The 16,620-nt window shown below is 74.3% G+C and carries 14 protein-coding genes; 10 read left to right on the forward strand and 4 right to left on the reverse strand.

Annotated elements, in window-relative coordinates:
• Positions 1–387 precede the first annotated feature (387 nt).
• The 3 genes from ACFVHV_RS17570 to ACFVHV_RS17580 are packed head-to-tail and all read left to right on the forward strand — an operon-like array spanning position 388 to position 4,921.
• On the forward strand, positions 388–1,029 hold the full coding sequence (locus ACFVHV_RS17570; RefSeq protein ID WP_380351913.1) for a class F sortase: 642 nt from the start codon (positions 388–390) through the stop codon (positions 1,027–1,029).
• The gene (locus ACFVHV_RS17575; RefSeq protein WP_359904212.1) at positions 1,026–2,351 is read left to right on the forward strand and encodes an alpha/beta hydrolase-fold protein; all 1,326 of its coding nucleotides are present in this window, start codon (positions 1,026–1,028) and stop codon (positions 2,349–2,351) included. The genes ACFVHV_RS17570 and ACFVHV_RS17575 overlap by 4 nt, the downstream gene beginning before the upstream one ends.
• Positions 2,348–4,921: a rhomboid family intramembrane serine protease gene (locus tag ACFVHV_RS17580; RefSeq protein WP_380351914.1), complete on the forward strand. Its 2,574-nt coding sequence runs from the start codon at positions 2,348–2,350 to the stop codon at positions 4,919–4,921. Before ACFVHV_RS17575 ends, ACFVHV_RS17580 begins: the two co-directional genes overlap by 4 nt.
• Positions 4,922–5,035: 114 nt before the next feature.
• On the opposite strand, the gene ACFVHV_RS17585 is transcribed toward ACFVHV_RS17580, so the two are convergent.
• Positions 5,036–5,461, reverse strand: a complete 426-nt coding sequence (locus ACFVHV_RS17585; RefSeq protein WP_359904206.1) for an SsgA family sporulation/cell division regulator — start codon at positions 5,459–5,461, stop codon at positions 5,036–5,038.
• 312 nt (positions 5,462–5,773) lie between these two features.
• Here ACFVHV_RS17585 and ACFVHV_RS17590 point away from each other — a divergent pair, with 312 nt between their 5' ends.
• From ACFVHV_RS17590 to ACFVHV_RS17600, 3 genes are all read left to right on the forward strand, one after another.
• The gene (locus ACFVHV_RS17590) at positions 5,774–7,606 is read left to right on the forward strand and encodes a DEAD/DEAH box helicase (protein ID WP_359904277.1); all 1,833 of its coding nucleotides are present in this window, start codon (positions 5,774–5,776) and stop codon (positions 7,604–7,606) included.
• A gap of 352 nt (positions 7,607–7,958) precedes the next feature.
• On the forward strand, positions 7,959–8,609 hold the full coding sequence (locus tag ACFVHV_RS17595; RefSeq protein WP_049654777.1) for an IclR family transcriptional regulator: 651 nt from the start codon (positions 7,959–7,961) through the stop codon (positions 8,607–8,609).
• A gap of 38 nt (positions 8,610–8,647) precedes the next feature.
• Positions 8,648–9,454, forward strand: coding sequence for a S16 family serine protease (locus tag ACFVHV_RS17600; RefSeq protein WP_380351916.1), 807 nt, complete (start codon positions 8,648–8,650; stop codon positions 9,452–9,454).
• A 44-nt stretch (positions 9,455–9,498) separates the two neighbouring features.
• Here ACFVHV_RS17600 and ACFVHV_RS17605 read toward each other — a convergent pair whose 3' ends face one another.
• Complete coding sequence (locus tag ACFVHV_RS17605) at positions 9,499–10,269, reverse strand: helix-turn-helix domain-containing protein (protein ID WP_359904201.1); 771 nt, start codon at positions 10,267–10,269, stop codon at positions 9,499–9,501.
• 153 nt (positions 10,270–10,422) lie between these two features.
• Positions 10,423–10,884, reverse strand: coding sequence for an Lrp/AsnC family transcriptional regulator (locus tag ACFVHV_RS17610; RefSeq protein ID WP_359904275.1), 462 nt, complete (start codon positions 10,882–10,884; stop codon positions 10,423–10,425).
• A gap of 342 nt (positions 10,885–11,226) precedes the next feature.
• On the opposite strand from ACFVHV_RS17610, the gene ACFVHV_RS17615 reads away from it, so the two are divergent.
• Complete coding sequence (locus ACFVHV_RS17615; protein WP_380351918.1) at positions 11,227–11,769, forward strand: VOC family protein; 543 nt, start codon at positions 11,227–11,229, stop codon at positions 11,767–11,769.
• Positions 11,770–11,883: 114 nt separating this feature from the next.
• Here ACFVHV_RS17615 and ACFVHV_RS17620 read toward each other — a convergent pair whose 3' ends face one another.
• On the reverse strand, positions 11,884–12,429 hold the full coding sequence (locus ACFVHV_RS17620; RefSeq protein WP_359904195.1) for a hypothetical protein: 546 nt from the start codon (positions 12,427–12,429) through the stop codon (positions 11,884–11,886).
• Positions 12,430–12,563: 134 nt separating this feature from the next.
• On the opposite strand from ACFVHV_RS17620, the gene ACFVHV_RS17625 reads away from it, so the two are divergent.
• The 3 genes from ACFVHV_RS17625 (at position 12,564) to ACFVHV_RS17635 (ending at position 16,533) form a co-directional block, all read left to right on the forward strand.
• Positions 12,564–13,268 (forward strand): response regulator transcription factor, encoded by a 705-nt coding sequence (locus ACFVHV_RS17625; protein WP_359904192.1) that lies wholly within the window; start codon positions 12,564–12,566, stop codon positions 13,266–13,268.
• Between the two features lie 59 nt (positions 13,269–13,327).
• Complete coding sequence (locus ACFVHV_RS17630; RefSeq protein WP_380351944.1) at positions 13,328–14,896, forward strand: sensor histidine kinase; 1,569 nt, start codon at positions 13,328–13,330, stop codon at positions 14,894–14,896.
• 236 nt (positions 14,897–15,132) lie between these two features.
• Positions 15,133–16,533: a glycosyltransferase 87 family protein gene (locus ACFVHV_RS17635; protein ID WP_359904187.1), complete on the forward strand. Its 1,401-nt coding sequence runs from the start codon at positions 15,133–15,135 to the stop codon at positions 16,531–16,533.
• Positions 16,534–16,620: the final 87 nt, after the last annotated feature.

Raw genomic sequence — 16,620 nt, forward strand, 5'->3', positions numbered from 1 at the left:
GGCGGGCGGGCGGCGTGCGGGAGTGCGGAGTCCGGTCGGACAAGTGGGTGATACAACCCGTAACCGGGTCAGCATGGCACGAGGGCGGGGCCGGTCGAAGAGGCGCAGCGCGAGCTCGTGAGTGATCGCTCGAACGACGCAACCGATCGGGTCCGTTGAACCGTCGGTAGCTCGTGTCGGGCGTGCACCCGCGGCGATCGTGCGCGGGGGGCGGCCGTCGCGCTCCGCGACCGGGCGCCCACGCGGCGCAGAAAAGAGGCCGTCCGCCCTGCCGATCGGCGGGTGCCGGTACGACCGTCGTATGGACGTGCCTTACAGTCCGTTCCGGTTGAATTGTTCCCAGGAAACTCCCAGGAAGCGGGGTTCCGTCGGCAGAGGGGAGCGCCCATGGGCGTCCAGCAGAGCAGGGGCCCGTGGCCGGGCACCCTGGCGGCCGGGGCCGCGCTGGTCCTCGGAGCCTGGCTGCTGCACGACGGAGGTTCGTCGCTGCCGCCCGCGCCGGGGGCCGGCCAGGCCCAGGCCGGGATCGCGCCGGTCTCGATCGTGCCGCCGCTCGGCCCGTCCGCGCCGACCCGGATCCGCATCCCGGCGGTGCGGCTGGACGCCCCGGTCACCGCGCTCGGGCTGGACGGCGCCGGCCGTCTCCAGACCCCGCCCGAGGCGGACCGCAACCTGGCGGGCTGGTACCGCGGCGGGGCCAGCCCCGGCCAGCGCGGCACCGCGATCCTGGCAGGACACGTCGACAACAAGGCCGGCCCCGCGGTCTTCTATCATCTGGGCGCGCTCCGTCGCGGGGATCGGATCGAGATCGCCCGGGCGGACGGCGCCACCGCCGTCTACCAGCTCTACGCCATCGAAGTGCACGACCGAAAGGACTTCCCGGACGACCGGGTCTATCGTCAGGCCGCTGACGCACAGCTGCGGGTCATCACCTGCGGCGGTTCGTACAGTGAGGAACACGGCTACGACGGCAACGTCGTCGCCTACGGTTTCCTGGCCGACACCACCCCGCCGGGCAAAGCCGCATGACCACGCTGACCCTTGCCTCCCGCTGGAACCCGATCGACTGGCCGCTCACCGAGGGCCTGATCCCGCACGCCGTGCTGGCGGCAGGCTGGGCGGCGCTGTTCGCGCTAGCCATCGGCCGCGGCCGCAGCTGGTGGCGGGTCCGCCTACCCGCCGCACTGTTCACCGCGGCCGCGCTCAGCTGGCTGCTGGACGTGGTGGTCGACGGCTGGTGGCACCCCTTCCCCGAGGGCACTCCCCGGTACGTCACCTGGTGGATAGCCGTCGCCCTGCTCGGGCTCTGCCTGGTCGGCTACCGGCTGCGCCGGCTCACCTGGCGGCGCCGGGGGCTCGCACTGGGCCTGAGCGGCCTGGTGCTGCTGATGTCCTCCTCCGAGGTCAACATCGGCTTCGGCCAGTTCCCGAGCGGGCGCGTGATGCTGGCGCCCTGGCTGACCAGGACCGACGGGCTGGTCGCCACCAAGGCGGGCCAGATCATGAGCGCCCCGCCCGGCAAGTCGCTGGAGGAGGTCTGGAAGCCCCCGGCGGACCTGCCCGAGAAGGGCACCGTCTCGGTGGTGCCGATCCCCGGCACCAGGTCGGGCTTCAAGGCCCGCGACGCGTACGTCTACCTGCCGCCCGCCTACCAGGCCACCCCGCGGCCGCTGCTGCCGGTGGTCGTGATGATCACCGGCCAGCCCGGCGTCCCGGGGGACTGGGTGCTCTCCGCGCAGATCAACGAGGCGCTGGACGCCTTCGCCGCGGACCACGGCGGCCTCGCGCCGATCGTGGTGATGCCCGATCAGCTCGGCTCCACCTGGGCCAACACGCTCTGCCTCGACTCCAAGATCGCCAAGACCCAGACGTACCTGGCCGTGGACGTGCCGGACTGGGTCCACCAGAACCTCCAGGCCGCGACCGGCCGCACCGCGTGGGCGATCGGGGGCGCCTCGATGGGCGGCACCTGCGCGCTCCAGCTCGGCGTCAACGCGTCCGACGTGTACGGCACCGTCCTCGACATGTCCGGGCAGGAGGAACCGACCCTGGGCAGCCGGGAACAGACCGTCAAGGCCGCCTTCGGCGGTGACGAGAAGAAGTTCGACGCGGTCGATCCGCTCCAGGTGATGGCCCGCAGGAAATTCCCGGACACCAACGTCGCGTTGGTCGTCGGCGAGACCGACGAGGAGTTCAGACCGCAGATGGAGAAGGTCTACCGGGCCGCGCAGGCGGCCGGAATGAAGTCCAAGTTCGACCTGATGCCGGGCGGCCACGGCTGGGTCGTCTTCCGCCCCGGCATCGTCCAGCAGCTCCCGTGGCTCGCCCAGCAGACCGGGCTGACGCGGTGACCGGGGCGGGAACCGCGCTGGCCACCGTCGGCGAGCAGCGCAAGCCGGGGCCGGAGGCGGAGCGCACGGCCGGGCGAAGCACCGACCGGGCCCCGGTCACCCGCACCGCGGAGCCGCGCCCGCAGCGGGTCCGGCGGGCGGCCAGGGCGCTCGGCTCCCGGCTGCGCTCGGCGCCGCTGACGCTGACCCTGCTGGCCGGGCTCTGGCTGCTCGGCGCGGCCACCGGGAGCCTGGGCCACGGCCCGTCCGAACGGCTGCTGGACCGGGCCGGGATCGGCCTGCCCACGCTGGCCGAGGGCCACTGGTGGACGCCGGTCACCTCGATGTTCTGGTGCTCCGGCAGCGGCTCGTACGTGTTCACCAGCCTGCTGCTGCTCCTGGTCGGCCCGGCCGCCGAGCACCGGCTCGGGCGGCCGCGCACCCTCGCGGTGCTGGTCGGCGGGCAGGTCGTCGGCACCCTGCTGGGCACCGCGCTGGTCGCCTTCGGCTCCTCGGCGGGGGAGCAGTGGACCGCCTCGGTGGCCGACCAGATCTCGGTCGGCCCCGGCGTCGGCGTGTTCGCGCTGGCGGGGGTGCTCGGGTACCGGCTCACCGTGCTCTGGCGCCGCCGGCTGCACCTGCTGGTGCTGCTCGTCCCGCTGGTGATGACGCTGTACGTGGGCCACCTGCAGAGCGTCCAGCGGTGCGCCGCCGCGCTGGCCGGGCTCGGCCTGGGCGCGCTGGTCAGCCGGGGCCGCCCGCACCTGCGCACGCACCGCTCCTCGCACTCCGAGACCCGGGTGCTGGTCGCGCTCTGCCTGGTCGCCGCCGCCTTCGGGCCGCTGCTCGCCTCGCTGTACGACAACGCCAGCGGACCGTTCAACACCTTCTCCGAGCTGTACTTCTCGCACCGGCTCAGCCCGGACGAGGTCGCCGACTTCTGCGCGCTGTCGGCGCACGACTGCGCCCGCGCGCACGCCGTCGTCCGGATCTTCGACACCCCGGGCCGGATGATGGCCGCGCTCTTCCCGGCGCTGCTGCTGGTGCTCGCCGAGGGGCTGCGCCGGGGGCTGCGGCTGGCCTGGCTGGTCACCGTGGCCACCGAGCTGCTCTGGGCCGCGCTGCTGTGCTGGCTGTACCTGGACGCCGGGCCGGTGAGCCGGGACGTGGTGCAGTACTTCGTCGAGGCGCTGCTGCTGCCGCTGCTGACCACCGCCCTGCTGGTGGCCACCCGCAAGCGCTTCCCGCTGCGGCTGTCCGGCAGCTCGGTGCGCCGGCTGGCCCTGGTGCTCGGCGGCGCGGCGCTCGCCTCCGCGGCCACCTACGTGGGGGTCGGGCGGCTGGCGGCCGGGGAGTTCGAGCCGGGGGCGACCGCCCGCCGGCTGGTGGCCGGGCTGCCGGCCCAGTTCCTGCCGCCCGCGTACAACGACCTGCTGCCGGACTACCCGATCGCGGTCGGGCCGGTGGCGCGGTTCCTGGAGACGTACTGCGGGCTGGCGTTCTGGGCGGTCGCGCTGGCCGTGCTGCTCTCCGTCTTCCGCCGTCCGGTGCTGCACACCGACGCGGCGGCGGCCGGACGGGCGCGGGCGCTGCTGACCGAGCACGGCGGCGGGACGCTCTCGTTCATCGCCACCTGGGACGGCAACCACTACTGGTTCGACGAGCAGGGCCGGGCGGCCGTCGCCTACCGGGTGGTGGGCACCGTCGCGCTGACCACCGGCGACCCGTTCGGCGCGCCGGAGGACCGCGCCGGGGCGGTGGCCGGCTTCGCCCGGTACTGCGACGCGCGCGGCTGGACGCCGTGCTTCTACAGCGTCTGCGGCGAGACCAGGGACGCCGCCGCGCGGCTCGGCTGGCGCTCGCTGCAGGTCGCCGAGGACACCGTGGTGCCGCTGCCCGAGCTGGCCTTCACCGGCCGCAAGTGGCAGGACATCCGCACCGCCCTCAACAAGGCCGGCAAGCAGGGCATCTCCGCGGAGTGGTGGGCGTACCACGAGGCGCCGCTCGCCCTGCGGGAGCAGATCCGGGCGATCTCCGAGGAGTGGGTCTCCGAGAAGGGCCTGCCGGAGATGGGCTTCACGCTCGGCGGGCTGGCGGAGCTGGACGACCCGGACGTGCGGGTGCTGATCGCGGTGGACGAGCAGCGGGTGGTGCACGGGCTGACCAGCTGGATGCCGGTGTACGAGGACGGCGTGCCGGTCGGCTGGACGCTGGACTTCATGCGCCGGCGCTCGGACGGCTTCCGCGGCGTCAGCGAGTTCCTGATCGCCTCGGCCGCGCTCGGCTTCAAGGAGGAGGGCGCGCGCTTCCTGTCGCTGTCGGGCGCGCCGCTGGCCCGCACCGGGCAGGACGAGGAGCCCACCGGGCTGCAGCGGATGCTGGACTGGATGGGCAAGGTGCTGGAGCCGGTGTACGGCTTCCGCTCGCTGCTGGCCTTCAAGGCGAAGTTCCAGCCGGAGTACCGGCCGATGTACATGGCGTACCCCGACCCGGCCGCGCTGCCCGGCATCACCCGGGCGATCGGCAAGGCGTACCTGCCGCACCTGACGGCGGCCCAGGGCGTCCGGCTGATGCGCAAGCTCTCTAGCTGATCCGCCCCGGGGCGGGCGGGCGACCGCACGGGCTTCCCGGGCCCCGGACCCGGGTTGCCGCCGACGGACGCGGGTGGCCGGAAGCGCGGGGGCGCTTCCGGACGCCGCCGCCCGTCAGCCGAGCAGCTGGGCGAGCGCGCGGTCGGCGTCCAGGTGCAGGTGCTCCTCGCCCTCGGGGACGAGCAGCCGGCTGCGCCACAGGAAGCGGCGCAGGTCGGTCGTGTCGAACTGGAGCAGCGCGGTGCCCTCGGGGGCCCGCAGCTCGACCATGGTGCGCCGGCCGACCGCGGGCCGGACGTGGACGTCGCCGACGCCGGCCGGCAGCTCGATGCCGGCCGAGAGCAGCTGGCGCGCGAAGATCCAGACGATGTCCTCGGAGTCCCGGCGTTCGGCGGGCTCGTCCAGCGAGAACTCGGCGGGGAAGGCCATCCGGACGGCCAGCGGGTCCTCCGGCAGGTAGGAGAGCACCACCCGCAGCCGGACCGAGCGGTGGGGGGAGAGGATCAGACGGGCCTGGACGGGCTCTTCGACGGTGCGCACGGGTGGGTCCCTTCGGTTCGGTGCGAGGCCGCGGTGCGGCAGGTGGGGTCGGTGCGGCCTCACCCTGGTGAGAGTCCCGGGACGGGTGGCGATTACCGGGTTTCACGAGATATCGGATGTGATCCGGGTCACATCGATTTCCGGCCGCGCGGGCCGGGCGCGGCGCCTCGCCCGGAGGCCCGAACGGCGCCGGACCCGGTACGCTGGGCGGGTTGTCCGATCGCCGCCCGACCGCGGGGCGAGGCCGCTAAACCGCCTCTGACCTGCGATGATCCCCCCTCGGAGACCGTGAGTACTGCCGCCGCCTCCTCGATGCCGCTGTTCTCCGACGCACCGGAGTCTCAGGCGCCCGCCCGATCCGCCGGCCATGGCACGCCCGCCGGTTCGCACCACCTCTCCCCGGCCTTCCCCGGCCGCGCCCCGTGGGGCACCGCGGGCAAGCTGCGGGCCTGGCAGCAGGGCGCGCTGGACAAGTACATCGAGACGCAGCCGCGCGACTTCCTCGCGGTCGCCACCCCGGGCGCAGGCAAGACCACCTTCGCGCTCACCCTGGCCTCGTACCTGCTGCACAACCACCTGGTGCAGCAGGTGACCGTCGTCGCGCCGACCGAGCACCTGAAGAAGCAGTGGGCCGAGGCCGCCGCGCGGATAGGCATCAAGCTGGACCCGGCGTACTCCTCCGGGCCGCTGTCCCGGGAGTACCACGGCATCGTGGTCACCTACGCGGGCGTCGGGGTCAACCCGATGCTGCACCGCAACCGGACCGAGGCCCGCAAGACCCTCGTGATCATGGACGAGATCCACCACGCCGGTGACTCCAAGTCCTGGGGCGAGGCCTGCTTCGAGGCCTTCGAGCCGGCCACCCGCCGACTGGCGCTGACCGGTACGCCGTTCCGCTCCGACACCAACCCGATCCCGTTCGTGGCGTACGAGGCGGGCGGCGACGGCATCCGCAAGTCCGTCGCCGACTACACCTACGGCTACGGGCACGCGCTGGCCGACCACGTCGTCCGCCCGGTGATCTTCCTCAGCTACAGCGGCAACATGCGCTGGCGCACCAAGTCCGGCGACGAGCTGGAGGCCCGGCTCGGCGAGCCGATGACCAAGGACCTGATCGCCCAGGCCTGGCGCACCGCGCTGTCCCCGCAGGGCGAGTGGATCCCGGCCGTGCTCCAGGCCGCCGACCGGCGCCTCACCGAGGTCCGCAAGGCGATCCCGGACGCCGGCGGGCTGGTCATCGCCACCGACCAGAACGTGGCCCGGGCCTACGCCAAGATGCTGCGCGAGATCAGTGGCGAGAAGGTCACCCTGGTGCTCTCGGACGAGGCCGAGGCGTCCAAGCGGATCTCCGACTTCGCGGAGGGGACCTCGCGCTGGATGGTCGCCGTCCGCATGGTGTCCGAAGGCGTCGACGTGCCCCGGCTCAGCGTCGGGGTGTACGCGACCTCGATCTCCACCCCGCTGTTCTTCGCCCAGGCCGTCGGCCGCTTCGTGCGCGCCCGCAAGCGCGGCGAGACCGCCTCCGTGTTCCTGCCGACCATCCCGCTGCTGCTGGGCTTCGCCAACGAGATGGAGCTCCAGCGCGACCACGTGCTGGACCGGCCGAAGAAGGAGGGCGAGGGCCTCTTCGACGAGGAGGACCGGCTGCTCGCCGAGGCCGAACGGGCCAACGACGGCCCGGACGGCGCCGGCGGCGAGGAGTTCTCCTACGAGGCGCTGGGCTCCGACGCGGTCTTCGACCGGGTGCTGTACAACGCCATGGAGTTCGGCATGCAGGCCCACCCGGGGAGCGAGGAGGAGGAGGACTACCTCGGCATCCCGGGCCTGCTGGAGCCGGACCAGGTGCAGATGCTGCTCCAGAAGCGCCAGCACCGGCAGATCCAGCGCAGCAAGACCAAGCCCGCCGAGGAGGCCGACCTGCTGGAGCTGCCGGCCGAGCAGCGGCCGGTGGTCACCCACCAGGAACTGCGGGAGCTGCGCAAGGAGCTGAACACGCTGGTCGCCGCCTGGCACCACCGCACCAGCCAGCCGCACGGCACCATCCACAACGAGCTGCGCCGCCAGTGCGGCGGGCCGCTCACCGCGCAGGCCACCGTCAACCAGCTCAACGCGCGGATCGCGAAGATCCGGGAGTGGGCCAAGTAGCGGAGCCGCGAGCGCGCCCGGCCGTCGGACCGGGGGCGCGTCCGGTCATCGGACCGGGGGCGCTCCAGTGCCCCGATGCACCCGGCGAATCGCGGGGGTTTGTCCGGAATTCGAGCCGGTGTTGAAGTTGATCACGCCCGAATTTTGGACAACCACTTCCGTCGCGTCATTTCCTTCACTACCTTTCCCCCACGCTCTTCCGCCGGGCAACCCCCGCGGGACGGCGTCGCGGGGCCGTGCGCGTCAAGGACGACGCCGTGCGGCCCGAGCGCGGCCACCCCCACCTGCGCGCGACACCGACCTTGGAACGGCGCCGCCCGCCCTGCGAGCGCCGCGGAAAGGATTGCCCGTCGTGACTGCCGAGACCTCCCAGACCCTGGACCGCGGCGTCCGGGTCCTCAAGCTCCTCGCCGACTCCGAGCGAGGGCTCACCGTGACCGAGCTGGCCGCCCGGCTGGCCGTCAACCGGACGGTGGTCTACCGGCTGCTGGCCACCCTGGAACAGCACGGCCTGGTCCGCCGGGACATCGGCGGGCGCGCCCGGGTGGGCCTCGGCGTGCTGCGCCTCGCGCACCGGGTGCACCCGCTGCTGCGCGAGGCCGCGCTGCCGGCCCTGCGCAGCCTCGCCGAGGACCTCGGCGCCACCGCCCACCTGACCCTGGTGGACGGCAACGAGGCGCTGGCCGTCGCCGTGGTCGAGCCCAGCTGGACCGACTTCCACGTCGCCTACCGGACGGGCCTGCGCCACCCGCTCACCGAGAGCGCGGCCGGCCGGGCGATCCTGGAGGCGCGCACCTTCCCCAGCCAGCGCCGGCCCGAGCAGGGCTTCGTCATCACCCGTGCGGAGGAGCAGTCCGGGGCGAGCGGGGCGGCCGCCGCACTGGTCGGGCTGAGCGGCATCGAGGGCAGCGTCGGCGTGGTGATGCTGAACGGCATGGTGCCCGAGCGGGTCGGCCCCCGGGTGGTGGAGGCGGCGACCGAGGTGGCCGACGCCCTGAGGTAGCGCCCGCACACGGTGTCGGGTGTGTTTGGATTCCCCTTGTGTCCGACACCAAGCTCCCCAAGGCCCTCACCACCCCGCGGACCCGCGCGCTCGCGCTGTGCGGGGTGCTGGTCGCCGCGCTGTTCGGCGTGGCCGCCTTCGTTCCGCTGCCGTACACCCTCACCTGGCCGGGCCTGACCGCGGACACGCTGGGCTCCTACCAGGGCAAGCCGGTGCTCACCATCACCGGGGCGCCGCTGCGCACCACCGAGGGCGAGCTGCGGATGGTCACCATCACGGCGACCAACGCTGGGCAGAAGAACACCTTCTGGCGCTCGCTGCAGGCGTGGTTCGACCCCAAGGAGGCGGTGCGCCCGACCGAGACGGTCTACCCGGAGAGCAACCCGGTGAAGGCCGACGAGGCGACCGCCCAGCAGATGGCCGAGTCGCAGGACGCCGCGACCGCGGCCGCGCTGGGCTACCTCCACCTGTCGCCGGACCAGGTGAAGGTCAAGGTCGACCTCGGCGAGGTCGGCGGGCCGAGCGCCGGCCAGATGCTGGCGCTGGGCATCGTCGACAAGCTGGCCGGCGACGGCAAGGGCGGCGACCTCACCGGCGGGCTCACCGTCGCCGGCACCGGCACCATCGACAAGGACGGCACCGTCGGCCCGGTCGGCGGCGTCCCCCTGAAGACGCAGGCGGCCGCCCGGGACGGCGCGACGGTGTTCCTGCTGCCCAAGGACGAGTGCGCGGACGCCAAGGTGAACACCCCGGCCTCGCTGCGTCTGGTGCCGGTCGGCACCCTCGCCGAGTCGGTCTCCGCCCTCCAGGCGCTGAGGAGCGGCGGCAGCGTCCCCTCCTGCTGACCGGGCGCCGCCCCTCCCGCACGGGGCCGGCCCGGTCGGCGGGGTCAGACCCCGAAGGCCATCTCGGCGAAGTCCTCGCCCACCCGGGTGCTCAGCCGGGCGGCGATCCCGGCCAGCCGGTGGGCCTGGGCCATCGGCAGGGAGACCGAGATCGCGCCGATGCCGGTGCCCGCGACGACCGGCACCGCCGCACCCGCCGTGCCGAGCGCGTACTCCTGGAACTGGGTGATCGGGACGGCCCGCCGCGGGCCCTGGCGCGGCAGCAGCGGCAGGCAGGCCGGGTCCCGCAGGGTGTACGGGGTGAACGGCACCATCGGGTAGCGGGCCAGGTGGGCCCGGCGCTCCTCGGCCGTCATCAGGGCCAGCAGGGTCTTGCCGGCCGCGTGGGCGTGCGCGCCGGCCCGGAAGTCGTGCCGGTCGACCAGCGGCGCGCCGGGGGCCTCGGCGGCCTCGACCAGTTCCACCTCGCCGTGCCGGTACCAGGTGAAGTAGACGGCGGCGGACAGTTCGTCGGCGAGCACGCCCAGCAGCGTCCGGAGCCGGGCCCGGCCGGTCGCCGGGCCGTCGTCCCGGATCAGCCCGGCGACCGCTGGGCCGGTCCGGTAGAGCCCGCTGCGGCGTTCCAGGTAGTGGTCGTGCACCAGGGTGCGCAGCAGGTGGTAGGCGGTGCCCAGGGCGAGATCGGTGTCCCGGGCGAGCTGCTTGGCGGTGGCGCCCTTGGGGTATCGGGCGGCCGCCTCCAGCAGGCGCAGGGCGCGCTGGGCGGAGGCGATGAGGGTGGGGGCGGTACCGACGGCCGCGACCGCGTTCGTCATGCCGGGGCCGACCCGGCGCGGGGCGCGGCTGCCGCGGGTATCAGCGGACCGGAGGGCGGCGCGAGAGGTAGTAGAACGTTCATATAGAAATCTTGCGGCCGTCGGCGCCTCACGCATATGCCCGAATCGGCGCGTCGGACCGATCCGATCCTCCTACTCGGCGGCGGCCTGGTCGACCAGCGGCAGGATCCGGTACGGCACCGGGTTCTCCAGCACGATCGCCGTGGACGAGCGGACGATCCCGTCGAAGCCCAGCACCCGGTCGATCACCCGCTGCAGATCGGCGTTGGACCGGGCCACGATCCGCACCAGCATGTCCCCGATCCCGGTGATGGTGTGCAGCTCCAGCACCTCCGGCACGCTCGCCAGGTGCGCCCGCACGTCCGCGCCCTGGCCCTGGGAGATCTCCAGCGTGGCGAAGGCCGTCACCGGGTAGCCGATCGCCGCCGGGTCCACCTCCGGGCCGAACCCGCCGATCACGCCCTTGGCCTGGAGCCGGTCCAGCCGGGCCTGCACGGTGCCCCGGGCGACCTGCAGCCGGCGCGAGCACTCCAGCACCCCGATCCGGGGCTCCTCGGCGAGCAGCCGGATCAGCCGGCCGTCCAGGAGGTCGATGGCGTCGTTGGTGCTGCCCGCCGGGGCGGCGGACGGGCCTTGCGGGGCGGCGGAAGATCCCTGCGGAGCGGAGGAAGATCCCTGCGGAGCGGCGGAGTTGGGCGAGCCGGGGGAGCTCGGGACGTGAGCGGGGGGCATCGACGGCACCGTCCTGTGGTGGGCATTCTGTACAGCGGCGCGGCCGATTCTCCCGTTCCGGGGCACAGCTTGACCAGGAGGAAACGGAACAGTTGCGCGCAGGTCGGACCGGCGCCACCCTCCAGCCACACCCCCGTGCGCAGGGCCCCACCCCCGGTGCCCGGGACGGCCAGGATGGTCCGTACGCCTACCGGGAGGGCAGTCATGACCGACACCGCCGCCGAACCCGTCCTGTTCGGGGCCGGCCTCGTACCGGACCCCGCGGAGGAGGGGCCGCTGCCGATGGGCCGCGCCGACGCGGTGGTCTTCGCGGTCGCCGACGCCGAGCGGGCGGCCCGCCGCTACTGCGCCGCGCTCGGGCTGCGCTGTACCGCGTACGCCGGGCCGCGGACCGGGGACCCGGAGACCCTCTCGTACGTGCTCGCCGCGCCGGGGACGCGGATCGTGCTCACCTCCCCGGTGCGGACCACCGGCCCGCGCGGCCGGGAGCTGACCGCGTACCTCGACCGGTACGGGGACGGGGTGCTGGACCTCACCGTGAGCGTGCCGGACGTCTACTACGCCTATGACTACGCGGTGGACCGGGGCGCGCTGTCGCTGACCGAGCCCTACGAGGCGCGGGACGACTACGGCGCGGTGGTGCTGGCCACCATCGGCGTGCCGGGCGGGACCAGGCACACGCTGGTGGACCGGGCGGGGTACGTGGGGCCGTACCTGCCGGGGTACGTGCCGTGCGACGGCTTCTGACGGCGCCCGCCGTGCGGCCGTCCGCCGTCCGACCGCTCGCGGTGCGACGGCCGGCGGTGCCGCCGCCCGTCGCCTGACGGGGTGTCGGGGTGGCGGGGTGTCGGGGCCCGCGCGTCAGCGGACCACCGTCTCCACGATCGGCGCGTGGCCGTTCCAGGAGGCGAAGACCGAGTTGGCCTCGTCGCCGCGGGTGAAGTCGACCCGCAGCCACTGGCCGTCGGTCCACACCTGCATCTGCCAGCCCGGGTCCGGGGCGGCGGACACCAGGGTGGCCCGATCCGGCTTCAGGTCCAGCGCGACCTTGCCGCCGGGGATCGGGTAGCTCTTCACCGTGGACGTCGCGGCGGCGGTGGGGGCGGGCCGGCGGCCGGGCGTCGTGGCGGCGGTGGCGGGAGCCGGGCCGTGCGGGGCGGTGGCGGGGGTGGTGGTCGGGGAGGCCGCCGGGGAAGGGGTCGTGGACGGTGCGGTGGAGCGCGGCTGGTCCGGCGTGGCGGGCGCGGAGTGCGGCGTGCCCTCGGCCTTCGGGGAGGGCAGCGCGATCGCCGTGGGCTGCTCGAACGCGGCGCCGGTCAGCACCGCGTGCACGCCGAGCCAGGACAGCGCCACCGCCGCCCCGGTGGCCGCCGCCCAGGCGCCGAGCTGTACCAGTCCGTTCCGCATCGTCCGCACATCCTGCCGTATTTCCAAACGGATGGAGACCGGCACCCCCGGTATTCGGCAGGGCAGTTGCACAATGTCCGGACCCACCCCCGAGGTACAGACCACTGACCGGCGATGGCGTACCGTGCAGGCCCATGGCAACAGTGCTCGTGGTCGAGGACGACCCCTTCGTACGCTCCGCCCTCATCCGCCACCTGACCGACACCGGTCACGCGGTCCGCAGCGTGGGCACGGCTCTGGAGGCGCTGCGGGAGGTCGCCCAGGTCGGCTGCGACCTGGTGATCCTCGACCTCGGACTGCCCGACCTGGACGGCAGCGAGGCGCTCAAGATGATCCGGGGCCTGACCAATGTGCCGGTGATCATCTCCACCGCCCGGGACGACGAGGCCGAGATCATCCGGCTGCTCAACGACGGCGCCGACGACTACTTGGTGAAACCTTTCTCCGGGGAGCACCTCAGCGCCCGGATGACCGCCGTGCTGCGCCGCTTCGGCAGCGGCGCGGCGCCCGTCGCCCAGGTGCTGCGGGTCGGCGGACTGGCCATCGACCTCCAGCGGCGGGAGGCCGCGCTGGACGGGAGCCCGCTCGACCTGACCCGCCGTGAGTTCGACCTGCTGGCCTTCCTGGCGGCCCGGCCCGGCGTCGTGGTGCCCCGCAAGGAGATCCTCGCCGAGGTCTGGCAGCAGACCTACGGCGGCGACCAGACCATCGACGTCCACCTCTCCTGGCTGCGCCGCAAGCTCGGCGAGACCGCCTCCAACCCCCGCTACCTGCACACCGTCCGGGGCGTCGGGGTCCGGCTGGAAGCCGTCGGGGGCGCGGCGGAGCACCGGACATGAGGCGGTTCGGGCGCTCGCTGCGCTGGGCCCTGATCAAGGCCGCCGTCGCCGGGACCACCATGGTCGCGCTGGCCTTCCTGATCCCGCTCGGACTGATGGTCCAGCAGACCGCGCGGGACCGGGCCTTCACCGCCGCCGAGCGGCAGGCCGCGGCGCTCGGGCCGGCCCTGGCGATCACCACCGACGAGGACGCGATCACCCGGGCGCTGGCCAGTACGGACGCCGGCGGGCAGGGGCGGATGGCGGTGCACCTACCGGCGGCCGGGCAGCCCGCCGGGGCGGGTGGCGGCGGCGCGCTCCACGGTGGCGCGGCAGCCGGCGGGGGAAGTGGAGCCGGCGGAGGAAGTGGAGCCGGCATCGCGGCAGCCGGTGGCGGGAGTGGAACCACCGGTGGGAGCGGAGGCGGCGACGCGGCCCACGCCGTCGAGGGCGACGGAGCAGGGCCGGGCGGAGGCGGCCCCGGGACGGCGGCCGCCGGGACCGGCGAGCCCGGGGGCCCGATGCTGGGGGAGGGGCGCGCCACCACGGCCGACGTGGCCACGGCCGGCGGGCAGGGCCGCTCCTTCACCGTGAAGGTGCCCGGCGGGTACGCCCTGCTCCAGCCCGTCGCGGTGGACACCGGGCGGACCGCGGTGGTCGAGGTGTTCGTGGCCGAGAGCGACCTCACCCGGGGCGTCGCCACGGCCTGGCAGGTGCTCTCCGCCGTGGCACTCGGCCTGGTCGCCATCTCGGTGCTGGTCGCCGACCGGATGGGCAGCCGCATCGTCGCCTCCGCGCGCAAGCTCGCCGCCGCCGCCCGCTCGCTCGGCGCCGGGAACCTCTCCGTGCGGGTCCCGGTGGAGGGCAAGCAGGTCGACGGCAGCCCCGAGGAACTGCGAGAGGCCGGCCACGCGTTCAACACCATGGCCGACCGGGTGGTCCAACTCCTCGCCGCAGAAAGGGAACTGGCCGCCGACCTGTCGCACCGGCTGCGCACCCCGCTGACCGTGCTGCGGCTCAACGCCGCCTCGCTCGGCGAGGGCGACGCGGCCGACGCCACCCGGCACGCGGTCGCCCAGCTGGAGCGCGAGGTCGACCAGATCATCCGCTCGGCCCGCCGCGCCCCCGAGGACGCGCCCGCCGTCGCCGTCGGCTGCGACGCCGCCGAGGTGGTCCGGGAACGGGTCGCCTTCTGGTCGGCGCTGGCCGAGGACGAGGGGCGCCGCTGGCAGCTGACCGGCGCCGAGCGGGCGGCGCCGGTGCCCGTCCAGCGCGGGGACCTCGCGGCCGCCGTCGACGCGCTGCTCGGCAACGTCTTCCGGCACACCTCCGTCGGGACCGCCTTCTCGGTGGACGTGCTCGCCACCGACTGCTCGGTGATCGTGCTGGTCGGCGACGCCGGACCGGGGTACAGCGACCCGGCCGCCGCCCTCAAGCGCGGCGAGGGGCACGGCGGCGAGGGCTCCACCGGCCTCGGCCTGGACATCGTCCGCAAGCTCGCCGAGTCCACCGGCGGGGACGTCGCGCTCGGCCGCTCCGCGGTGCTCGGCGGCGCCGAGACCCGGCTGCGGCTGCGCACCGGGCCCCAGGAGGCGGAGCCCGCGCGGGGCGGACGGCGGCGGAGCCGGGGCGCGCTGTTCCAGAGGTGAGGGGGCGACCGCCGTCCGGGTTCCGACCGTCCGGGTTCCGACCGTCCGGTTCCCGCCGTCAGGGTTCACGCCGTCAGGGTTCAGGCCGTCCGGGTTCCGGCCGTTCGCGCTCCGTCCGCGACGGAGTGCGGCCGGTCAGAGCCGCTTTGTCACGCTGGGTAGTTGATCGTGTCCGGTTCCGTTCGGACGGCATCCGGTATCGTCGCTGGTTGGCCGAGCCGTGGACGGAGTGGACAGTGACAGCGGTGCAAGACGAGCGCAGCCCGGTGCGGACCGCACCCGACCCCTCGCCCGCCCCCCTGTCGGACCGGCTGCGCCGGTCCCTCGGCGCCCCCGTCCGGGCGCTGCGCGAGGCCCCCCGGCGCCCGCTGCTGGCGGCCTCCGCCGTGGCGCTGCTGTCCCTGCTGGTGTACGCGGTGGTCCGCCACTTCGTCCACACCTCGATGGTGGACATGATCGTCTACCGGGCCGAGGGCGCCGCCGTGGCCAACGGCACCGACCTGTACGCGCTGCGCGTCACCGAGTGGAACCTGCCCGCGACGTACCCGCCGTTCGCGGCGATGCTGTTCGTCCCGACCACCTGGTTCCCGGTGCCCTTCCTCCGGGTGGCGATCACTCTCGGCAACGTCGGGCTGCTCGCCCTGCTGACCCACCTGTCCTTCAAACTGGTCGGCTGGCCGCGCCGCGAGCTGCGGCCGATCGGCGTGATCCTGGCGACCGGCCTCGGGGTCTGGCTCGAACCGGTCTTCACCACGCTCCGCTACGGCCAGATCAACCTCGCGCTGGCCTGCCTGATCCTCTGGGACCTCACCCGTGCGGACGGGCGGCGGAGCAAGGGCGTGGCGATCGGCATCGCCGCCGGCATCAAGCTCACCCCCGGCCTGTTCGCGGTCTACCTGCTGATCACCGGTCGGATCCGGGCCGCCTTCGTGGCGGGCCTCACCTTCCTCGGCACCTTCCTGCTCGGCGCCCTGGTCCTGCCGGACGCCACCTGGGGCTTCTGGACCAAGTACCTCTACGACTCCTCCCGGGTCGGCAAGACCTGGATCGTCGACAACCAGTCGATGCGCGGCGCCTTCGCCCGCCTGCTGCACAGCGCCGACCCCGGCACCGTCGCCACCCTCGGGGCCGGCCTGATCGCGCTGGCGGGCCTCGCGGTCTCCGCCTGGGCCGCGCGCAGCGGCCGCTGGCTGCCCCGGGCCGAGGCCTGGGGCGTCTGCTGCGCGGCCGTCACCGCCGTCCTGATCTCGCCGATCAGCTGGACCCACCACTGGGTCTGGTGCGTGCCGATGCTCGTCCTGCTCGCCGCCGAGGCCTCGGTCGAGCGCGCCCGCCCGGCCGGCGTCCGCCGGCTGCGCTGGCGGGCCGTCTTCTGGGCCACGCTGGTCGCGTTCCTGTCCTTCGCGATGTGGGCCGCGAAGCCGGTCGGCCTGGCCGTCCTCGACATGTCACCGTGGCGCCAGCTGCCGACCTCGGTCTATCCGTGGGTCGGACTCTGCTTCCTGCTCGCCGCCGCCGTCCGGATAAGGGCCCGACGGCGTTCGGCCGGCGCGCCGCTGGTCCGGCTGCCCGGACAGCGGGACGCCGGGGGGCCGGACACCGCCCGCGGTCGTCAGCAGGCCCCCGCGGCCCGCTGAGCCGGCGGGGGCGCCGCTCCTGCTTCCCCGCTCCCGTTGCCGCCGCTGGTCCTTGCGGGCGTGGTCGCGTTCCTGGGGGAGTTCGTC

The organism is Kitasatospora sp. NPDC127116, from assembly GCF_042677365.1.
GTDB classification, from domain to species: Bacteria; Actinomycetota; Actinomycetes; order Streptomycetales; family Streptomycetaceae; genus Kitasatospora; species Kitasatospora lactacystinica.